We start from the raw sequence: 17,044 nt of genomic DNA, 5'->3' as shown, positions 1-17,044 counted from the left end.
GCAATGACTGAAAACACCCTGCCGGTACTCGCCGGCCTTCACCCGCCGGTGCGCGGGTCTACCTACCCGGCCGCAATCATCGACGGCGAAGCGCGCTTCCCCGAGGGCGGCGCAAGCCGCCTGCTGAAGAGCCCGCTCGATGCCGCTCCGCTTGGCACGCAGTTGCTTGCCACCCCTGCACTGGCGGCCGAAGCGATCGAGCGCGCCGAAGCGGCCTTCCGCGCCTGGCGCACGGTACCGGCGCCGCGCCGGGGCGAACTGGTGCGGCGCATCGGCGAAGCGGTGCGTCAGCACAAGCGTGAGCTGGCCCGCATCATCACGCTTGAAGCCGGCAAGATCCCGGCCGAAGCCGAAGGCGAAGTGCAGGAGTGGATCGACATCTGCGAGTTCGCAGTGGGCCTCTCGCGCCAGTTGCATGGCCTCACCATTGCAAGCGAGCGCCCCGACCACCGGATGATGGAGCAATGGCTGCCGCTGGGCCCGGTGGGCGTGATCAGCGCCTTCAACTTCCCGGTGGCCGTCTGGGCGTGGAACGCCATGCTCGCCTTCGTATGCGGCGATTCGGTGATCTGGAAGCCATCGGAAAAAACGCCGCTTTGCGCGCTGGCCGTGCAAACCCTGGTGGGCCAGGCCATCGCAACGCTGGACGAAGCGCCAGTCGGCCTCTCGCAACTGGTGGTTGGCGAAGCAGAGGTGGGCGAGGCCATCGCGAGCGACCGGCGCGTGCCGCTGGTGTCGGCCACCGGATCGGTGCGCATGGGCAAGCGGGTAGCCGCCACGGTGGGCGCGCGCCTGGGTCGCAGCCTGCTTGAACTGGGTGGCAACAACGCGATGATCGTCACGCCCAGCGCCAGGCTCGATCTGGCCTTGCGTGCGATTGTCTTCGCCGCGGCCGGCACCGCAGGCCAGCGCTGCACCAGCCTGCGGCGCCTGATCGTGCACGAATCGGTGCTGCCGGTGCTCATGCCCAAGCTGATCAGCGCATACGAAAGCCTGCCGGTGGGCGACCCGCGCGTGCCCGGCACACTGGTCGGCCCCCTGATTGATGCTGCGGCATTCGAAGCGATGCAACTTGCGCTGGACGACGCCAAGACCCAGGGCGCGCGCATCGTCTACGGCGGCAAACGGATCAACGACAACGTGCCGGCGGGCGGCTTTTATGTGCAACCGGCGATTGTCGAAGTCGCCGGCAACCTGCCGGTGGTGTGCCATGAAACCTTCGCCCCGATTCTGTACGTGACCACCTATCGCGAACTGGACGAGGCGATCGCGCTCAACAACGAAGTCCCGCAAGGGCTCTCCTCGGCAATCTTCACCGAACGCATGCAGGAAGCCGAACGCTTCCTGGCAGCAGCCGGTTCGGACTGCGGCATCGCCAACGTCAACATCGGCACGTCCGGCGCCGAAATCGGCGGCGCCTTCGGGGGCGAGAAGGAGACTGGTGGCGGCCGGGAGTCCGGCTCAGACGCCTGGAAGGCCTACATGCGCCGCACCACCAACACGATCAACTATGGCGACAGCCTGCCGCTGGCGCAGGGCATCCGCTTCGACGTGTAGGCTGCCAGCAGGTTCAAGAGTCATGTGGTTTTGGGGTCGCCCGGTTGGCGGCCCCTTTTTCGTCTACGCTGGGAAGTCCTGAAAGCGAGCGACGCCCCGTTGAACACTCGAACCACCCTGAGCACTGTGCTTGTACTGCTTGCGCTCGACAGCGCGCATGCCAGCATCGCCAGCGACGCCGGCAATGTGCCGCCGGACTGGCACCGGATCGCACTGAGCGAGCACAAACGCCCCACCGAGTACAGCGCCGAACAGGACTCCGGGCGACTCGTCCTGCATGCCCACGCCGCGGCATCGGCCCTGGCGCTCGCGCACGCCGCGCCACCTGACTGGCGCAAGCGCCCGACACTTCGCTGGCGCTGGAAAATCTCCGCACCGCTGGAGACGGCCGACAACCGCGATGGCAGCCGCGAAGACGCGGCCGCGCGGATCGTGCTGACCTTCGAGGGCGATCGCCATGAGCTGAGCCTGCTGGACCAGGCGGCGCTCGCGATTGGCAGCCAATACGCCGGACGCACGATGGCCTACGCAACCCTGATGTACATCTGGTCGGCGCGCGATCCGGTCGGTACGGTCATCGATAACCCGCATACCTCGCGGGTCAAGATGATCGTTGCGGCAAACGGCCCGGGCGGCCGCTGGCAAAACGTCAGCGTCAATTGGGCCGCCGACTACCGCCGCTGCTTTGGTGAAGCAGCCCCTGAGCTGACGGGCTATGGCGTCATGACCGACACCGACAACACCGGCGAAACGGTTGATGCGTGGTACGGCGACATCAGTTTCGCCGCCCACTGAACAGCCCGCGGGGCCCGGCACGCCGGGCCACCGTGCGCTAGCGCAGTTGGCGAATCGACGAGATCTCGTCGTTCATGCCGCGCCGGTCAAAGTTTGAAACGCTGCCATAAATCGTTTCGCAACGGCCCTTGAAGCCGGCATCCGAGCAGACCTCCCAGCGCCCGCTCGATACCCGGATCGAGGAAACCTGATCGTTGAATCCCAGCCGCGCCAGATCCTGGACCGCCCCGCGCACCCGGATCTGGCGGCCACGATAGTCGGCATCCGCGTAAAGCACCACCGCGTCCTGCGGCGTATCGTCGAAGCCGCCCTCCTGCTGGCTCCAGCCGCCACCGTTGCCGCCCCACGCATTACCGCCGCCGTCATGAAGCCGCCGGATCGACGACACCTGATCATTGACGCCAAGCGCCGCGAAATTGCCCACGCTCCCGGTGAGAATCACGCAGCGGCCGCCGAAATCGGCATCGGTACAGGCCTGCCAACGCCCGCCCTTGAGGCGAACGGACGAAACGCGGTCGTTGAAGCCCCAGCGGCTCAAGTCGCGCGACGATTCGGTCACCGAAATCTGACGGCCAGCATAGTTGGCGTCTTCGTAGAGCAGCGCCACATCGCCGTCTTCGTCCTGATACCCGCCATCCTGGCCACCGAGATCAATTCGCCGGAGCGATGACACCTGATCGTTGAAGCCCAGGTTCTGGAAGTTGCCGATGCTGCTGCTGATCTCGATGCAACGGCCGCGAAACCCTGCGTCCGAGCACGCCTGCCAGCGTCCGCCGTGAATCCGCATCGACGAGACGCGGTCGTTGAAGCCCATACGCTGCAAATCAGGCGCGGCATCAATCACGGTCAAGCGGGCGCCGCCAAAGCCCGCATCTTCGAACAGCTCGGCCACACCATCGCCCCGGCCGCCACCAGCCGAGTCTGTGTCATGCCAGCCGCCCACCGGCCGCAGGCTGACAATGCTGTCCTGGAAAGGTGTGCCGGACAGGTTGTGCTCGCTGCCCTCAAACACATGGCACACGCCCTTGAAATCGCGCCGCGTGCACATCATCCAGGCGCCCGATTCGACTGCGAAGCTGGAAATGGCATTGGCCATACCCAGTTCCGAGAGATCACGGAAGGTCTTGCTCAGCCTTGCGCAGGGCGGCTCGAACTGCGCATTGGCACAAACCCTCACCGAGGGTTGATCGGCCAGCGCCGCGCCACCCAACAAACCCAGCCAAACCCCTGCAAACGCGTTTCGCATCGAACTGCGCATCGTTTCCTCCGGAAATTACTGATCAGACCTGCAGCAAGGCCAGGTCGCGTGCGCCGCAGCGGCCCACCGGCTCGGGCGGCGCCCCCTTCCACTCATACGCAAAGCATGCCGCATTCGTGCCGCATGCTCCAGCGCTTGATCCAGAACAGGCGAAAGCAGGATCCTGTCGCTAGGCTTGTCGGCTACCAGGATCTGCGCCAGACCGCGGGAGGACATACATGAGCAAGGCAATCGAACGAATCGGAAACATCACCGTCGGCCATGTCGGCCTTGGCGGCCATGGCAAAGGCATCGGCAGTATTCGAACGCTGGTGCACGATGGCGACACCATCCTGGTGCGCCCGCTGGGCAACCTCGCAGTGCGCTTCCTCGGCGTTGATACCCCGGAAATCAGCCTGCCGCTTCCTGGATCGAGCGCGTTTGTGCCAACCGATCACCCGGCATGGGACGCCTTCCTCAGTGACCCCTTCGCATCACATCTTCCGCCGATCGCGCTGGATCCGGGCCTGCGGGACTACCTCGCCGCACGTGTCGGCCCCGGCTGTGCCGCCAACCACCATCGGCATGCCGAAGCCGCAGAACGTGGCCTGGAAGGCGAGATCGCCTCAGACCTGGCGACGACCGGCCTGGAGCCCGAGGACTTCCGCTTCTACGTGACCTTCTCTCGTGAGGTGATGGATGGCTATGGGCGCCTGCTGGGCTGGATCAACCGGGAAGAAGCCTCGGATGACCGCCCGCCCACCTACAACCACCGGATGATGCTCAAGGGCCTGGCGCTGCCCTACTTCATCTGGCCGAATGTGGCGCCGTGGCGGCGCATGGGGGCGCTGCGCGAAGCCGTGCCTATCCCGGGCAGCCAGGCGCGGATCGCCGAGACCGACGCGCGGCTCAAACAGGCACGCGAATGGTTCCGCGCCAACCGCGAAGCAGGCGTTGGCGTATTCGACAGCGAAGATCCGCTGCGCCTGCAGGCGTTCGAGCTGCGCTACCTAACGCAGCGCAAAGCGCCGAACCGTTGGGTGATCGATCTGTCGAAGGCCGATCACCTGCTGGTGCCGCCGCAGAAGTACTACACCATCGAGAACGCCGAAGACCGCCTCTACGTGCCGGACGACTATCTCGAACTCTTCCTCGCAAAGGGCTGGAAAACCGCCACCTGAGGCCTACCCATCACAGCCGGCCACGACCGGGATCCGGCTCGGACAGCCCGGCCCGAATAACGGCAGCTACAAAACAAAAAAGCCGCCCGGCGCAAACCGGGCGGCTTTTCTTTGCTCCGCGTCATTGCAACGCGGAGCTGGCGTCACCGATTAACGGAAGGCGCCGTTGTCGATCTCGGTTGCCACGGCCGGGAGCGTGAGGCTGTAGTTGCCGCCGTTTTCCCAGGTGGTGTTGCCGTTGCCGATCTTCTGGAACTTGTACTCGATGCCGACACCGCTTTCCGGGAACTTGATCACGCAGGTCCATTGCGGGTAAGCGGTGGCATTGCACTGGCGGAAGGTATCCGGGTTGGTGCTCCAGTTACCGATCTCAGGGCGGTTGCCGACGATGTAGACGCTCTCGCCCCACGCCGTTTCGGCGGTGACCTTGAACGTCATCGTGACTGAGTTATCCACCGCAGGCGTCACCGGGAGGTTCCAGTTGCTGCCGTTGTTGTTATCCCAGTTAGTGCCATCGGTCACGACGAAGTTGATCGCGTTGGCACTCGGCGGCGGCGTGATGGTGGCCGACCAGAAGCCATCACCGCGCTTGGTCATCACTGTGTCGGTCACGTTGTTCCAGCCCGAGTAACCCCAACGCACCGTCAGTGCCTCGCTCGTCGCCAGGTTGCCGATGTAGTACAGCGTCACCGGCTTGCCACCGACAATGTTCGACGGCGTGTAGTCCAGCGGCGCCGTCGTCGGGCAGTAGGCTTCGACACACTCGGTGCCAGCCGTTGCGACCTTCCACTGACTGCTGACGCTGCCAACACTGAACTTCACCAGCTTGACGGTATGGTCGGTCACCGGTGCGGTAGCACGCAGCTTGAACGACTGACCCGGCTTGATCGTGACCGGGCCGGCGGTAAAGGCCGCGCCGTTCACGCTCACCAGACCATCGACAACGGCAAGGGTCGCCGGCTTGAAGTCGAAGTAGATCACCGGCTTCGAGGTCACGACCTGGCCGCGCGCCACGTTCAGGCGGTCAGCCACACGGGTCGGGAAGGTCTTCAGCACGCCGCTCTGCGCGATCGCACCAAAGTGCAAGGCAACAGCGCTGTTAGCCGGGATGCTGAGCGTTGCCTGGCCATTGGCCACGGTCACTTGCGCCGACACCGGGCAATAGCCGGTTTCCGGCTTGCTGCTGGCCACCACGTTGCAGTACTTGGCATCCGGCAGGTTGGTGGCAAAGGTCTTGTTCCACACGGTGGTGGTGTTGTTGATCGCAACAAAACCCTTGTTGCCGCGGCTGAACGAGATGCGGTTCTCGCCATCGGCAGCCCACTTGAGCAACGGTGAAGCGGCCGTGTAGTTGCGGAAGCCAACCATGTTCGCAACGCGGCTGTCACGGTGCACGCAGTCCCACTTTCCGGCTGCCGTCGGGTCGCTGGAGCAGTTCGACGGCGTCAGCTCGAAGCCCTTGTACGGCTGACCCACCGGGCCCATGTCGTGGCTATTGAAGTTGTAGCCAGACATCACCTGCGGGTAACCGTAGGGGTAGCCGAGCATGAACACGTTGGCGAGGAAGAGCTTGTCGCCATTGAAGACGTTCATCGAATCGCAGGCTGCGCCGGGCGCGTACTTGTCACAGTACTTGCGCTCGGTGTCGTGGTTATTCACGAACACGGTCGCCTTGTTGCTCGGGAACATGCCCCAGTTCGCAAACGCCTCAGGCATGCGCGAAAGGTTAAAACCGTAAAGGTTCATGAACATGTTCTTCATGGCGTAGACGTAGCTGAACTCGTTCACCGTCCCGATTTCGGGGTAGCGGTTGATGTCGCCCGAGTTGTACAGCGAACCGTCCTTGATCACTTCCTGCGTGAAGAAGTAATCGCCCGGAACCTTGGCCTTGATGGCTGCAAGTTCTTCAGGCTTGATGTGCTTCGCGGCATCAATACGGAAGCCGGCAACGCCCATCGAGAGCAGGTCTTTCAGGTAGGCCGCAATGCGATCCTGCACGGCAGGGTTCGAGGTATCCAGGTCCGGCAGGCCCGGCATCTCGCACTGGGTGACGTTCGAACGGATAGCGTCGTAGTCCGACGGCGCGATCGTGCACTTCGGATGGAAGCTCGATGCCGTGTACGGAACCGCGGGGAAGTTGTAGCTGCTGAAGGTCGAACCGGCGGTGCCGACCGCTGGCGTCGCCGGCGGCGTAGCCATGTGGTTGATGACAGCATCCACGTAGACATCAACGCCGGCAGCCTTACAGATCTGCACCATGGCGTGGAACTGCTCGCGCGAGCCGCCACGCGAGCCGAGCTTGTAGCTCACCGGCTGATAGCGGGTCCACCACTCAGTGCCTTTCACATGCTCTTGCGGCGGGGAAACCTGCACCGCGGCATAGCCCTTGGGCCCCAGCTCGGTCACGCACTCGCGTGCCACCGACGACCAGTTCCACTCAAAAAGGTTAACGTAGGCGGTGCGTGGCACGCCCGATTTCCAGTCGGCGGCTGACGCGGCCGGCGCGAGCGTCAGCCCGGCACCCGCGATTGCAAGCCAGATCGCGCAGCGGCGACCCAAAGTCGTAGTGGTCATACGAGTTCCAGTTGAAACCCGGGCACGGCATGAAACGGGGCCGCACCAGAGTGAATGAGGGAGCGACAGGTGCACACGGACACATGCCGGTCGCATTCTGAGACCACGCCCCAAACCGGATTAGACCAAATTTGCTATTTTCTGCGGATTGCTCGTTGTGATCAGGGGCGGCTAGGCGTTTATCGGGTAAACCCCTAGCGAATATCCGCTCACAAACGGCAGGAGCAAGAGACTCGCCCGTGTGCCTGCGTGCCTTATATGAAATAGGCGAAGAGGAACACCCCGAGCATGGCAACCGTGATGCCCAGTTTGGCGGCCATTGCAATCACGAAGCCGAGGCCGGCCGCGACCCCGGCCTTGGCCGCCTGCTGCGTGCTGCGCCGCGCATACAGCTCACCCGCTGCAGCACCGATCACTGGCCCAAGAATCAGGCCGGGAATGCCGCCAAAGAGACCCAGCACCCCGCCGATCCCCGCGCCCAGCATCGATTCCGTGCTGGCGCCGACGAGCTTTGTGCCCAGCATGCCGGCCGCAAAATCAATCGCCCACGCCAAGGCAGCCAGGACCGCCAGCACCACGACGGCAAGGACACCCACCTTGCCAAAATCATCCAGCCACGCCCCCAGCAACATGCCGCCGAACAGCAAGGGCGTTCCGGGCAGCACCGGCAGCACCACACCGGCGACCCCGATCAGCATCAGCGCAATTGCGATCAACCACAGCCATTCCATCGTCAGCTTCCTTGTTCAAGAGCGCCGCCAGATCGCGCCACCCAGTCACTGCGCAAGAGCGCAAAGAAATCGAGATCGTGATGCCGCCCATTCCAGAAGCCCGCTTCGCGCAAACGCCCTTCCTGCAAGAAGCCCAGCTTTGTCACAACGCGCGCCGACGCAGCATTGTTGGGATGAATCATCGCTTCGACCCGATTCAGGGCCATGTGTTCAAAACCCCAATCCAGCGCGCCGCGCAAAGCCTCAGCCATATAGCCAGCGCCGTGCATGTCGCGTGCCAGTTCGTAACCAAGACTGCAGCTGCGCCAAGCCGCGTTCCATTTGAACAGGCCGCACGTGCCGATCAGTGCGCCATCGGCCTTGCGCTCGATGCCCCAACGCACGCCCGGGTTAGTTTGCGTTCGCCACGACGCAAACAATTCAACCAACTGGGCTGCCTGAGCCCGCGACCTCAGCGGATCAGCGCCGAACCAGCGCATCGTCTCCGCATCGCCATGGATTGCGAACAAGGTATCAACATCGTCCGCGACCAGTTCGCGCAAGCGAAGACGTGCTGTTTCGATTTGCGGGAAAACAGCTTCGGTGGCCGCCATCAATACGCCGCCGCGTGTGCGCGCAGCACCGCCAGGAAGGCCTCGCCGTAGCGTTCGAGCTTCTTGTCGCCAACGCCGGAGAGCGCGGAGAGTTCGTCGAGCGTGGCCGGGCGCCGTTCAAGCATCTGCTTGAGCGTGGCGTCGCCGAACACGATGTAGGCCGGTACGTTGTTTTCTTCCGCGAGCTTGCGCCGGCACTGGCGCAGCGCCGCCCACAAGGCGCGGGCCTCGTCGGATTCGAACTCGATCTCGCGGCGCACGCTGGTCGCCCCGCCAGGCGCGGCTTCGCGTACTTTGCGCGCCATGAAACTCGCTTCACCGCGCAGCACGGCGCGGCACGGTTCCAGCAGAAGCAAGCCACCGAACTCGTTCACGCCGACAAAGCCCTGCGCCACCAGTTGGCGCAGCAGCGAGCTCCACTGCACCTCGCTCACGCCTTTGCCCATGCCGAAAGTCGTCAGATGCTGGTGGCCACGTTCGAGCACCTTCGGGGTTTCACGCCCCTGCAGGATGTCGATCAGGTGCCCCGCGCCGTAACGCTGACCGCTGCGGTAGATCGTTGACAGGGCCTGCTGCGCGGCCACGCTCGCGTCCCAGGTCTGCGGCGGGTTGAGGCACATGTCGCAATTGCCGCACGGGCTTGAGCTTTCGCCAAAGTAACGCAACAACACTTCGCGCCGGCAGGCGGGCGCTTCGCAGTAGCCCAGCAGTGCGTCGAGCTTCTGCCGCTCCACCCGCTTGACTTCGTCCGGCGCTTGCGACTGTTCGATCATCTCGCGCTGCAGCACCAGATCCTGCAGCCCGTAGGCCATCCACGCATTGCTCGGCAGGCTGTCGCGCCCTGCCCGGCCGGTTTCCTGGTAGTAGGCCTCAAGCGACTTCGGCAGATCCAGGTGCGCCACAAAACGCACGTCCGGCTTGTCGATGCCCATGCCGAACGCGACGGTGGCGACCATGATCACGCCATCGCCGCGAATGAACTTGTTCTGATGCGTCGCACGCGTCTCCGCGTCGAGCCCCGCATGGTAGGGGTAAGCATTGAGCCCTTCGCTGCGCAGCCACTTCGCGGTTTCTTCCACCTTCTTGCGCGACAGGCAGTAGACGATGCCCGAGTCGCCATCGTGGGTGCTGCGGATGAAGCGCAGCAACTGTTTGCGCGGGTTGTCCTTCTCCACCACCGTGTAGCGGATGTTGGGCCGATCGAAACTAGAGAGAAACACCTGCGCGTCTTGCAGGCGCAGCCGCTCGATGATCTCGGTGCGGGTTGCGTGATCTGCCGTGGCGGTGAGCGCGACCCGCGGAATCTGCGGAAAGCGCTCGTGCAGCACCGAAAGCTGGATGTACTCGGGGCGGAAATCGTGCCCCCACTGCGACACGCAATGCGCCTCATCGATCGCAAACAGCGCAATCTGCGCCTGCCCCAGCAGCTGCTGAAAACGCGGCGTCATCAACCGCTCCGGCGCCACGTAAAGCAGATCCAGCGCGCCTTCGAGCAATTCGCGCTCGATCACCGAGACTTCGGTGAAGTCCTGCGTTGAATTGAGGAAGGCGGCGCGAACCCCCAGCAGCTTGAGCGCGCTGACCTGATCCTGCATCAGGGCGATCAGGGGCGATACGACAATGCCGCAGCCGGGCCGCAGCAAGGATGGGATCTGGTAGCAAAGTGACTTGCCACCGCCGGTGGGCATCAGCACCAGCGCATCGCCGCCACCGGCCACATGCTCGACAATGACTTGCTGCTGTCCCCGGAACGCGGGGTAGCCAAAGACATGGCGCAGCGTTTCGAGGGCCGGTTCAGCCGGGTTCGCAGATGGGAGCATCCGGGCGATTATAGCGGCCCACCCGGCAAGCCCCCCCGGCCACCGCTGTGGCAGCCGGGGCATCACAGCACTCAAGGTGCGAGCAAGGAGTCGAGCAAACCCTGGCGGAACGTCAGGCTGACCGGGTCATACACACCAAAGCCCGCGGCAAACTCCCAGTACGACCAGCTCATGCCGCGCGCTTCCATCGCATCGCGCATCGTGCGGTTGAACGCGATCCGCGACGCCTCGTCCGCCTTGCCGAAGGCCCCAAACTCACCCACGAATACCGGATATCTGGTGGTGTTCGACCATGACCTGGCGGTATCCAGCGGCGCCAGCATCTCCGCACGCTGCGCGTTGCTGCAGCATTTCACGCCAAGCGGAAGAGGCGGGCTGATCCAGTCGGCGCCCTGGTGAGTGAAGTTGAACGGGGCGTAGTTATGGATCGTAGCAATCAGGTTCGCATCGTTCGGCATCTTGAGCAGACGCAGATCGCTGGCGTTGTGCCAGCTCGTCGGGCCGATCACCACGACGCGCGCCGGGTTGGTCTTGCGCACCACGCCGAGCGTCCGCGCGGCCAGTACGTTCCACGCCTCACCGTTTATGCGCCCATGCGGCTCGTTGTAGAGCTCGAACAGCAGCTTGCCGCTGCGATCCTTGAAACGCGTGGCGATCTGCTGCCACATCATGACGAAACGCACATCCAGGGCCGCCGGCTCAACCCGGAATTCGCCGATATCGAGCGGATCACCGTCGAGCTGCCGGTAGTGGTGCATGTTCAGCACCACCACCAGGCCCTTGGCCAGGAGCTTATCCACCACCGACTCGACACGCGCCATGAACGCCGGGTCGATCGTGTAGGGCGCGCTTGCACCGGCGTGATTGCTCCAACGCACCGGCAAGCGCACCGACTCGAACCCGGCCGCGGCCACCTTGTCGATGAAATCATCGGTCAAGGTCACGCCCCACGCGCCTTCAACCGGTGCTTCAAGCATGTTGCCGAAGTTCACCCCGCGGCCGATTGCCGCCGCCGCAGCCAACGCGCTCGCCGACGCACCGGGCGCGGCATTGTTCGGCATAGGCGGGTAGGCGTTGATATCCGGCACCGGCGACGGACCGACCGGTCCAATCGTCACCTCGGCGCCGCCGCCACATCCAAGCAAGGTGGACGCGGCGGCCGCCAGCAGTGCCATGCGGATTGCACCTTTAGCATTCTTCATTGATCGTCTCGCTACGATTCATTACATGAGCAGCCGAAGCCCACGGCGACGGCCACTATCCACCTCCCCTGCGTTCGCGCCCGGTCTTTGCCGGGGCATTGCTATCCATTCCGCGCGCGATCGCAGCCGCCGAGCCCGCGCCCGCCGCAATCAGCCAGCAGATCGGCCATACGCCGGCCACCAACGTAGTGGCCCCAAAGACCAAAGGCACCGCAAGGCCGGAAGCATTGCCAAAGAAGGAGCGCAAGCCGATCGCCTCGCCGCTGCGCCCGGGCGGCGCATACCGATGCAGCAAGGACAAAACGTTCGGCTGCCCGCAGCCCACCCCGCAGCCCAGCAGAAAGGGCAGCACGAAGAGCGCGGGGCCCGCTGGCGCAAACGGAAACGCCAACCACACGGCCGATACCAGAGCCAGCGCCATGCCAAGCATGCGCCACTCGGTAAAGCGATGCCCCAGCGAGGACACCAACAGACGGATCGCGAAGGTGCCCACCGCAAAGCTAGCGATCATCGTGCCGATACCGGTTGCTGACATCTGCGCACGGTGCCCAAGCACCGGGCCAAGAAAGCTGAAGGCATCCCAGGCGATGGCGTTGGCGGTCGTCACCCAGTAGATCCGTCGCAAGCCCGGTTCGGCCAGCAGGCCGCGCCAACCCAAATGCGCCCGGGGTGCCGCCAGTGCAGAGGGCGCCTGGGGCACGCGCGGCACGCGGCGCGAAATCACAAGAGCGGCCAGCGTTGCGGCGCTCAGCATGCCGAATGCGGCGCGAAAGCCGATGCCATCGACCATCACGCCCGCAATCATCGGCCCCAGCACCGACGAGGCGGAATGCCCCAGCGTCAGCCACCCGAACACGCCCACGCGCGCGTGGCCGGCTGGCAGCGGAATTGCGCCTGCCGCGTTCTGGATCGACACCGCCAGCAGGGTCATGCCAGCCCCCGCCGAAAGCGCCCCAAGGTAGATCGCTGTCAGCGCCGGCCAGGCCGCCGGCAGCAATATGCCCAGCAGGATCAGCAGCAAGCCGCCGCGCGCGACACGGCGCGAACCATACAGATCGCACCAGCGGCCGAAGTGCAGGCCAAACAACACCGGCAGCACGCTGTAGAGGCCCACGATCACGCCGACCGCCGGCTCGCCGGCGCCCTGCTGCAACGCGAACAGAGAGGACGCCATGCGCCCGCCCGACACGGCAACATGGCCGAGCAGCATGATCGCGATCAGGGGCAGAAGTTGCGGTGGAAGAGCCAAGAAGCGCACCCCCTGATCTTACCCGCTGCCAGCCTGCCCGATCTTGCGCAACACGGGCTTGCATAGCCCCCGAAGCGCGCCCCGCCGATGCGCCGGCGGCAGCGCAGCGAAGGCAATCCGCGCCGCCGCAGGGTGCAACGCCCCCCGCCGGGACGCGCCGCCGCCGATGCTGCACTGCGCCGCAAGGGCGACACTGCTGCCTCGGCCTGCAGTATCGGACGCGCCGGAAAGCCCCGTCGCCGCGCGCCCCGGACATACCGGACGGTATGGGCAAAGTGTGCGCTGGCAGCACCGCAACAGGGCCCCGCACACATGCATGCAAGGCGGATATAGTCCGCGCGTTTTCCCGGCCCGGCCGGAAGAACAATCACCCGAACTGCGCCTGCCTCCAAATACATCAAGCCCTGGCAGGCACACCCCGGAGTGGGCAGCGCACCGCTCCGGCATGCATCGCATCGTGTCCCTCACCCGAACGGAGAACGCACATGTCGAACCTGCATCGCCTCGTCCTCGCACTCTTTCTGAGTTGCCTCGCCGCACCGGCCATGGCCACCAACTACACGCTGTGGGTCAACGGCCGCGGCGGCGGTGGCCAGATCGGCAACTACGACAGCTTCAGCTATTGGGGCCCGGCCAGCACCGCAGCGGGCGTGAACAAGAAAGCCGCAAACTGGGACGGCAAGCGCCGCATCGCAAGCGCCAGCCCCGGCATTCGCGATGCCCTTGACTGCTTCTGCACCGGCAACAACTGGTGCTACATCGCCGTGCATAGCGCGGGTGACCTGATGATCGGCTATACCCTGGCCAACTACGGCAGCAGCACCCGCTACAAGAAGAACGCCACACCGAATGCATCGGGGCAATGCGGCAACTCGGACGGCAGCACCCAGAGCGGCTGGAACATCAAGTGGGTCAACGTCGCCTCCGGCGCGGCGGGCGGATCGGAATTGGCCGATGTCGGCTCGTGGGCGGTGTCCGATGAACTGACCAAGGACCTGAAAACCACCACCGCCCGCGCGCTTTACAACCACAACGACACCAAGGCCATCTGGTTCAACATGTTTGCCGGCGCCAAGGGCACGCTGTATTCGAGCGTACTGCCGGGGCAGGACGACGAGGTGGTTGCCTACCACTCCACCGGTGGCGTCTCGGGCAGCTCAGGCGCGGGCTTCTGCAACCCATCGGACTGGTTCTGCAACGACCTCACGCTGGGCACCGCTGCGGCCGAGGGCGGCCGGGCGAAATGGAGCTATCACACGGTGAAGTTCCGCGATGACAGTGAGGCCTACAACCATTACGCCAACGGCAACTGGGGCGGAATCATTTCGGTGGTGCGCACCGACGTTGTGAACAATGCCCGCTGAGCGCTCAAACCAAGCCCCGCCCCGCGCGGGGCGGCGTGGCGCCGCTGCGCGTGCGGTGCTCGCGGTGTGCGGTGCCACCGCTGTGGGCTGGTGGCTATGGCCTGTAAGCTCGGCGAGCACGAATCCTCCAGGGCAGCACACCGCTGCAGCCGCAACGGACGGCACGCCCGCTTTCTCGCCGACGGCCTCTTCCGCCGCGGCGGTCCCGATGAGCGCCGAGCAGCGCGCCGCCGCAATTGCCGAATGGTCCGAACGGCTTTCGCAGGCGAAGCAGCGCCTGGCCAGTTATCGAAAGGCCACGGAATATCCGTTCAATTCGCGGCCGGCTTCCGAACAGCCAGACCAGATGTACCCGAACGAGCCGGTGGTCGAAGACCGCGCAATGAACAATGGCAGCGACGAAACCGACCCTTCCGTGCGAATCGTCAGTAGCCAGAGCCGCGTGTTTCTGGCGAGCGACGAAGCAGTGATATTCACCATCGCCGCACGCGATGCCGACGGGAAGCCCCTGCCCCTGACGATCAATGCTGCGCGGGCAACCGGCTTGCCGGGCGAAGCTGGCGCGGCGGGCATCAGCGTCGCCATGGCGTTCAACGACCAGGGCCGCGCAGGTGACGCACAGGCGGGCGACGGCACCTTGAGCGCCACGCTCACCCCGTCGCCCGGCCCGCTCGCAAGCTTCGATGGCACGATCCGCGTCGAACTGGCCTTCAAGGCGGACGACAAGCCCGGCCAGCACTTTTTCGACGTGGTACGTGCGAACACCGCACCGGCCACCTGGGCCGGCGGCTTCACCGACACCCTGACGGACGGCTCACTTGTCCTGAGCGCCCCGGTCGAGGTGCGGCAAGCCGGCCGCTATGTGATCCATGCACGGGTGGATGACGCCAGCGGCAAACCGGTCGCACTGGCGAGCTTCAACGAGCAGCTGGAAGCCGGCGCGCAAACCGTCAGGCTCACGGTGTTCGGCAAGCTGATTCGCGACGCTGCGCCGCGCTTCCCCCTGACGATCCGCGATGTGGACGGCTACCTGCTGCACGAGCACGGCCACCCGGACCGCGCACTGATGCCAAGGCTTGCCGGCCCGGTCGGGGTGACGGCGCAATACTCGCTGAGCAGCTTCTCGAATGCCGAGTGGCAGGGCGAACAACGCAGCCGCTATCTGGCCGAATTCGGCAAGGATCTCGACCAGGCCAAGCAGGCGCTGGACGCGCTGAAGCAAGGCGGCTAAGCCACGCTGCTGCGTTCGAAAACGAATGGGGGCACGGCGCTTGCGCAGCCCTGCCCCCATTCGCCAGCTGGATTACTGACCGGCCACGATCGCCTTTGCGGCGGTATCGAGCGCATCCTTGGGCTTCTTGCTACTGGTGGTAATGTCTTTCAAGGCGCTCGCCAGATTCTTCCAGAAGTACTGCATTTCCGGGTTGTTGGGCATCGGCCGGCCGGCAAAAACCCCTTCCATCGCCTGGCGGATCTGCGTGTCCTGGAAGAAGTCCCAGAACACGGCCTTGCTCGCGGGCACGCCAATCGGTTTGTCGTCGTTGACCAGCTTGATACCTTCCTGGGTGAGCAGGTAATTCTCGATCAGGTTGACCGCGGCGGCACGGTTGGGTGAGCCCTTGGGCAGCATTGCCCCCAGCACCCCGACGAAGGGCCGCGCCGGCTGGCCCGCCACGGTGGGCAAGGGCGCAATGCCGAACTTGATGCCCGCCTTGGTCAGACCTTCCCAGGCCCAGGGGCCATTGATCCACATGGCCTGCTTGCCGCTCTTCATCGCCTCTTCGGCGTCGCCGTAAGACATGGCGGGCTGCACCGCGCCAGACTTGATCAGCTTGACCAGCACTTCGGCGCCCTTGACCGCGCCGGCATGGTTGATGCCGGTGTCCTTGCCCAGGTAGTTGCCAAGCAGATCGCGCTGGAAGGGATAGCCACCGTTGGCGGCCAGCATCGGCCAGGTGAAGTACGGGCTCTGCGTTTCCCAACCGACGGCGCGCACGCCCTTGCCTTTGAGCCGTGCATCAATCTCGGCAAATTCTTCGTAAGACTTCGGGGGCGTCTCGATCAAGGCCTTGTTGTAAATCAGCGAGATCGCCTCGACTGCGATCGGGTAGCCCCACTGCTTGCCTTGTGCGGTGAAGCCATCCCATGCAATCTGGACGATCCCGGTCTTCATGGCCTGCGTGGGCTCAACCGGCGTCAGCCAGCCGTTCTTGACCCAGTCGCCGATCCGATCGTGCGGCCAGATCCAGATGTCTGGCCCATTGCCCTTGGCCATTGCGGCGGCAAAAGCCTCGGTCGGGTTATCCGGTGTTTCTACCTTGACCTTGATGCCGGTCTTCTTGGTGAACTCATCGCCAACCTTCTGCAGCCCCTTCCATCCCTTGTCGTTGTTCACCCAGATGAGGATCTTGCCGTTCTCCCACGCCAAGGCAGGCTGAGCCGACAAGGCCCCGATGACAAAAGCGCTGGCGAGCAAGCGCGCGACAAGGGATGAATGCTTCATGGATAGCGTCTCCTAGTTTGTGACCCTCATGATACCCGGATGTCATCAGCGCACACCCGGTATGAAGTGTTGCAAGCCAGGAGACAGCCTAAGGAAAGCCTGAATAAGTGGCTGCGACGGCGCATCGCTGCGTTGCGGCGTGCTCGCTCCCGCGCCTATCGCTTTGATATGGCTTGGTCGCTGCGCGCGCCGCGCCTTGCGCTGCATCCCTCTCGCTCACTTATTCAGACCTTCCCTA

14 protein-coding genes are annotated in these 17,044 nt (G+C 64.5%); 6 read left to right on the top strand and 8 right to left on the bottom strand.

All coding sequences use genetic code 11. The annotated features are described in order from the left end of the window. Nucleotides 1-3 precede the first annotated feature (3 nt). Both OPU71_RS09550 and OPU71_RS09545 read left to right on the top strand, forming a co-directional pair. Nucleotides 4-1,557, top strand: a complete 1,554-nt coding sequence (locus tag OPU71_RS09550) for an aldehyde dehydrogenase family protein (protein WP_267727732.1) — start codon at nucleotides 4-6, stop codon at nucleotides 1,555-1,557. A 99-nt stretch (nucleotides 1,558-1,656) separates the two neighbouring features. Beyond that, complete coding sequence (locus OPU71_RS09545) at nucleotides 1,657-2,352, top strand: DUF3047 domain-containing protein (RefSeq protein WP_267727731.1); 696 nt, start codon at nucleotides 1,657-1,659, stop codon at nucleotides 2,350-2,352. Between the two features lie 37 nt (nucleotides 2,353-2,389). On the opposite strand, the gene OPU71_RS09540 is transcribed toward OPU71_RS09545, so the two are convergent. Continuing rightward, entirely contained in the window at nucleotides 2,390-3,610 is a 1,221-nt protein-coding gene (locus OPU71_RS09540; protein WP_267727730.1) for a beta/gamma crystallin-related protein, read from the bottom strand. Between the two features lie 218 nt (nucleotides 3,611-3,828). Here OPU71_RS09540 and OPU71_RS09535 point away from each other — a divergent pair, with 218 nt between their 5' ends. Beyond that, on the top strand, nucleotides 3,829-4,770 hold the full coding sequence (locus OPU71_RS09535; RefSeq protein WP_267727729.1) for a hypothetical protein: 942 nt from the start codon (nucleotides 3,829-3,831) through the stop codon (nucleotides 4,768-4,770). A 150-nt stretch (nucleotides 4,771-4,920) separates the two neighbouring features. On the opposite strand, the gene OPU71_RS09530 is transcribed toward OPU71_RS09535, so the two are convergent. From OPU71_RS09530 to OPU71_RS09505, 6 genes are all read right to left on the bottom strand, one after another. Next, on the bottom strand, nucleotides 4,921-7,344 hold the full coding sequence (locus OPU71_RS09530; RefSeq protein WP_267727728.1) for a carbohydrate-binding module family 20 domain-containing protein: 2,424 nt from the start codon (nucleotides 7,342-7,344) through the stop codon (nucleotides 4,921-4,923). A 254-nt stretch (nucleotides 7,345-7,598) separates the two neighbouring features. After that, complete coding sequence (locus OPU71_RS09525) at nucleotides 7,599-8,075, bottom strand: DUF456 domain-containing protein (protein WP_267727727.1); 477 nt, start codon at nucleotides 8,073-8,075, stop codon at nucleotides 7,599-7,601. 2 nt (nucleotides 8,076-8,077) lie between these two features. Beyond that, nucleotides 8,078-8,668: a GNAT family N-acetyltransferase gene (locus OPU71_RS09520; protein ID WP_267727726.1), complete on the bottom strand. Its 591-nt coding sequence runs from the start codon at nucleotides 8,666-8,668 to the stop codon at nucleotides 8,078-8,080. Further along, nucleotides 8,668-10,488, bottom strand: a complete 1,821-nt coding sequence (recQ, locus tag OPU71_RS09515; protein ID WP_267727725.1) for a DNA helicase RecQ — start codon at nucleotides 10,486-10,488, stop codon at nucleotides 8,668-8,670. The genes OPU71_RS09520 and recQ overlap by 1 nt, the downstream gene beginning before the upstream one ends. 71 nt (nucleotides 10,489-10,559) lie before the next feature. Beyond that, on the bottom strand, nucleotides 10,560-11,690 hold the full coding sequence (locus OPU71_RS09510) for a glycoside hydrolase family 5 protein (protein ID WP_267727724.1): 1,131 nt from the start codon (nucleotides 11,688-11,690) through the stop codon (nucleotides 10,560-10,562). Nucleotides 11,691-11,745: 55 nt separating this feature from the next. Continuing rightward, on the bottom strand, nucleotides 11,746-12,939 hold the full coding sequence (locus OPU71_RS09505; protein WP_267727723.1) for an MFS transporter: 1,194 nt from the start codon (nucleotides 12,937-12,939) through the stop codon (nucleotides 11,746-11,748). A 485-nt stretch (nucleotides 12,940-13,424) separates the two neighbouring features. Here OPU71_RS09505 and OPU71_RS09500 point away from each other — a divergent pair, with 485 nt between their 5' ends. Further along, entirely contained in the window at nucleotides 13,425-14,303 is an 879-nt protein-coding gene (locus OPU71_RS09500) for a hypothetical protein (RefSeq protein WP_267727722.1), read from the top strand. 208 nt (nucleotides 14,304-14,511) lie between these two features. Next, nucleotides 14,512-15,534 (top strand): hypothetical protein, encoded by a 1,023-nt coding sequence (locus OPU71_RS09495; RefSeq protein WP_267727721.1) that lies wholly within the window; start codon nucleotides 14,512-14,514, stop codon nucleotides 15,532-15,534. 72 nt (nucleotides 15,535-15,606) lie between these two features. Here the strand turns inward: OPU71_RS09495 and malE are convergent, their stop codons facing one another. Continuing rightward, nucleotides 15,607-16,806, bottom strand: a complete 1,200-nt coding sequence (malE, locus tag OPU71_RS09490) for a maltose/maltodextrin ABC transporter substrate-binding protein MalE (RefSeq protein WP_267727720.1) — start codon at nucleotides 16,804-16,806, stop codon at nucleotides 15,607-15,609. Between the two features lie 39 nt (nucleotides 16,807-16,845). Between malE and OPU71_RS09485 the strand changes: the two genes are divergently transcribed. Further along, nucleotides 16,846-17,044, top strand: a 199-nt coding sequence (locus OPU71_RS09485) for a hypothetical protein (RefSeq protein ID WP_267727707.1), incomplete at its 3' end; no start/stop codon positions are given.

The sequence above is a fragment of the Niveibacterium sp. 24ML genome (genome assembly GCF_026586805.1).
Taxonomy (GTDB): domain Bacteria; phylum Pseudomonadota; class Gammaproteobacteria; order Burkholderiales; family Rhodocyclaceae; genus Niveibacterium.
Note: the sequence above shows the minus strand (reverse complement) of the source record. Positions and strands in the feature narration are given on the sequence as shown.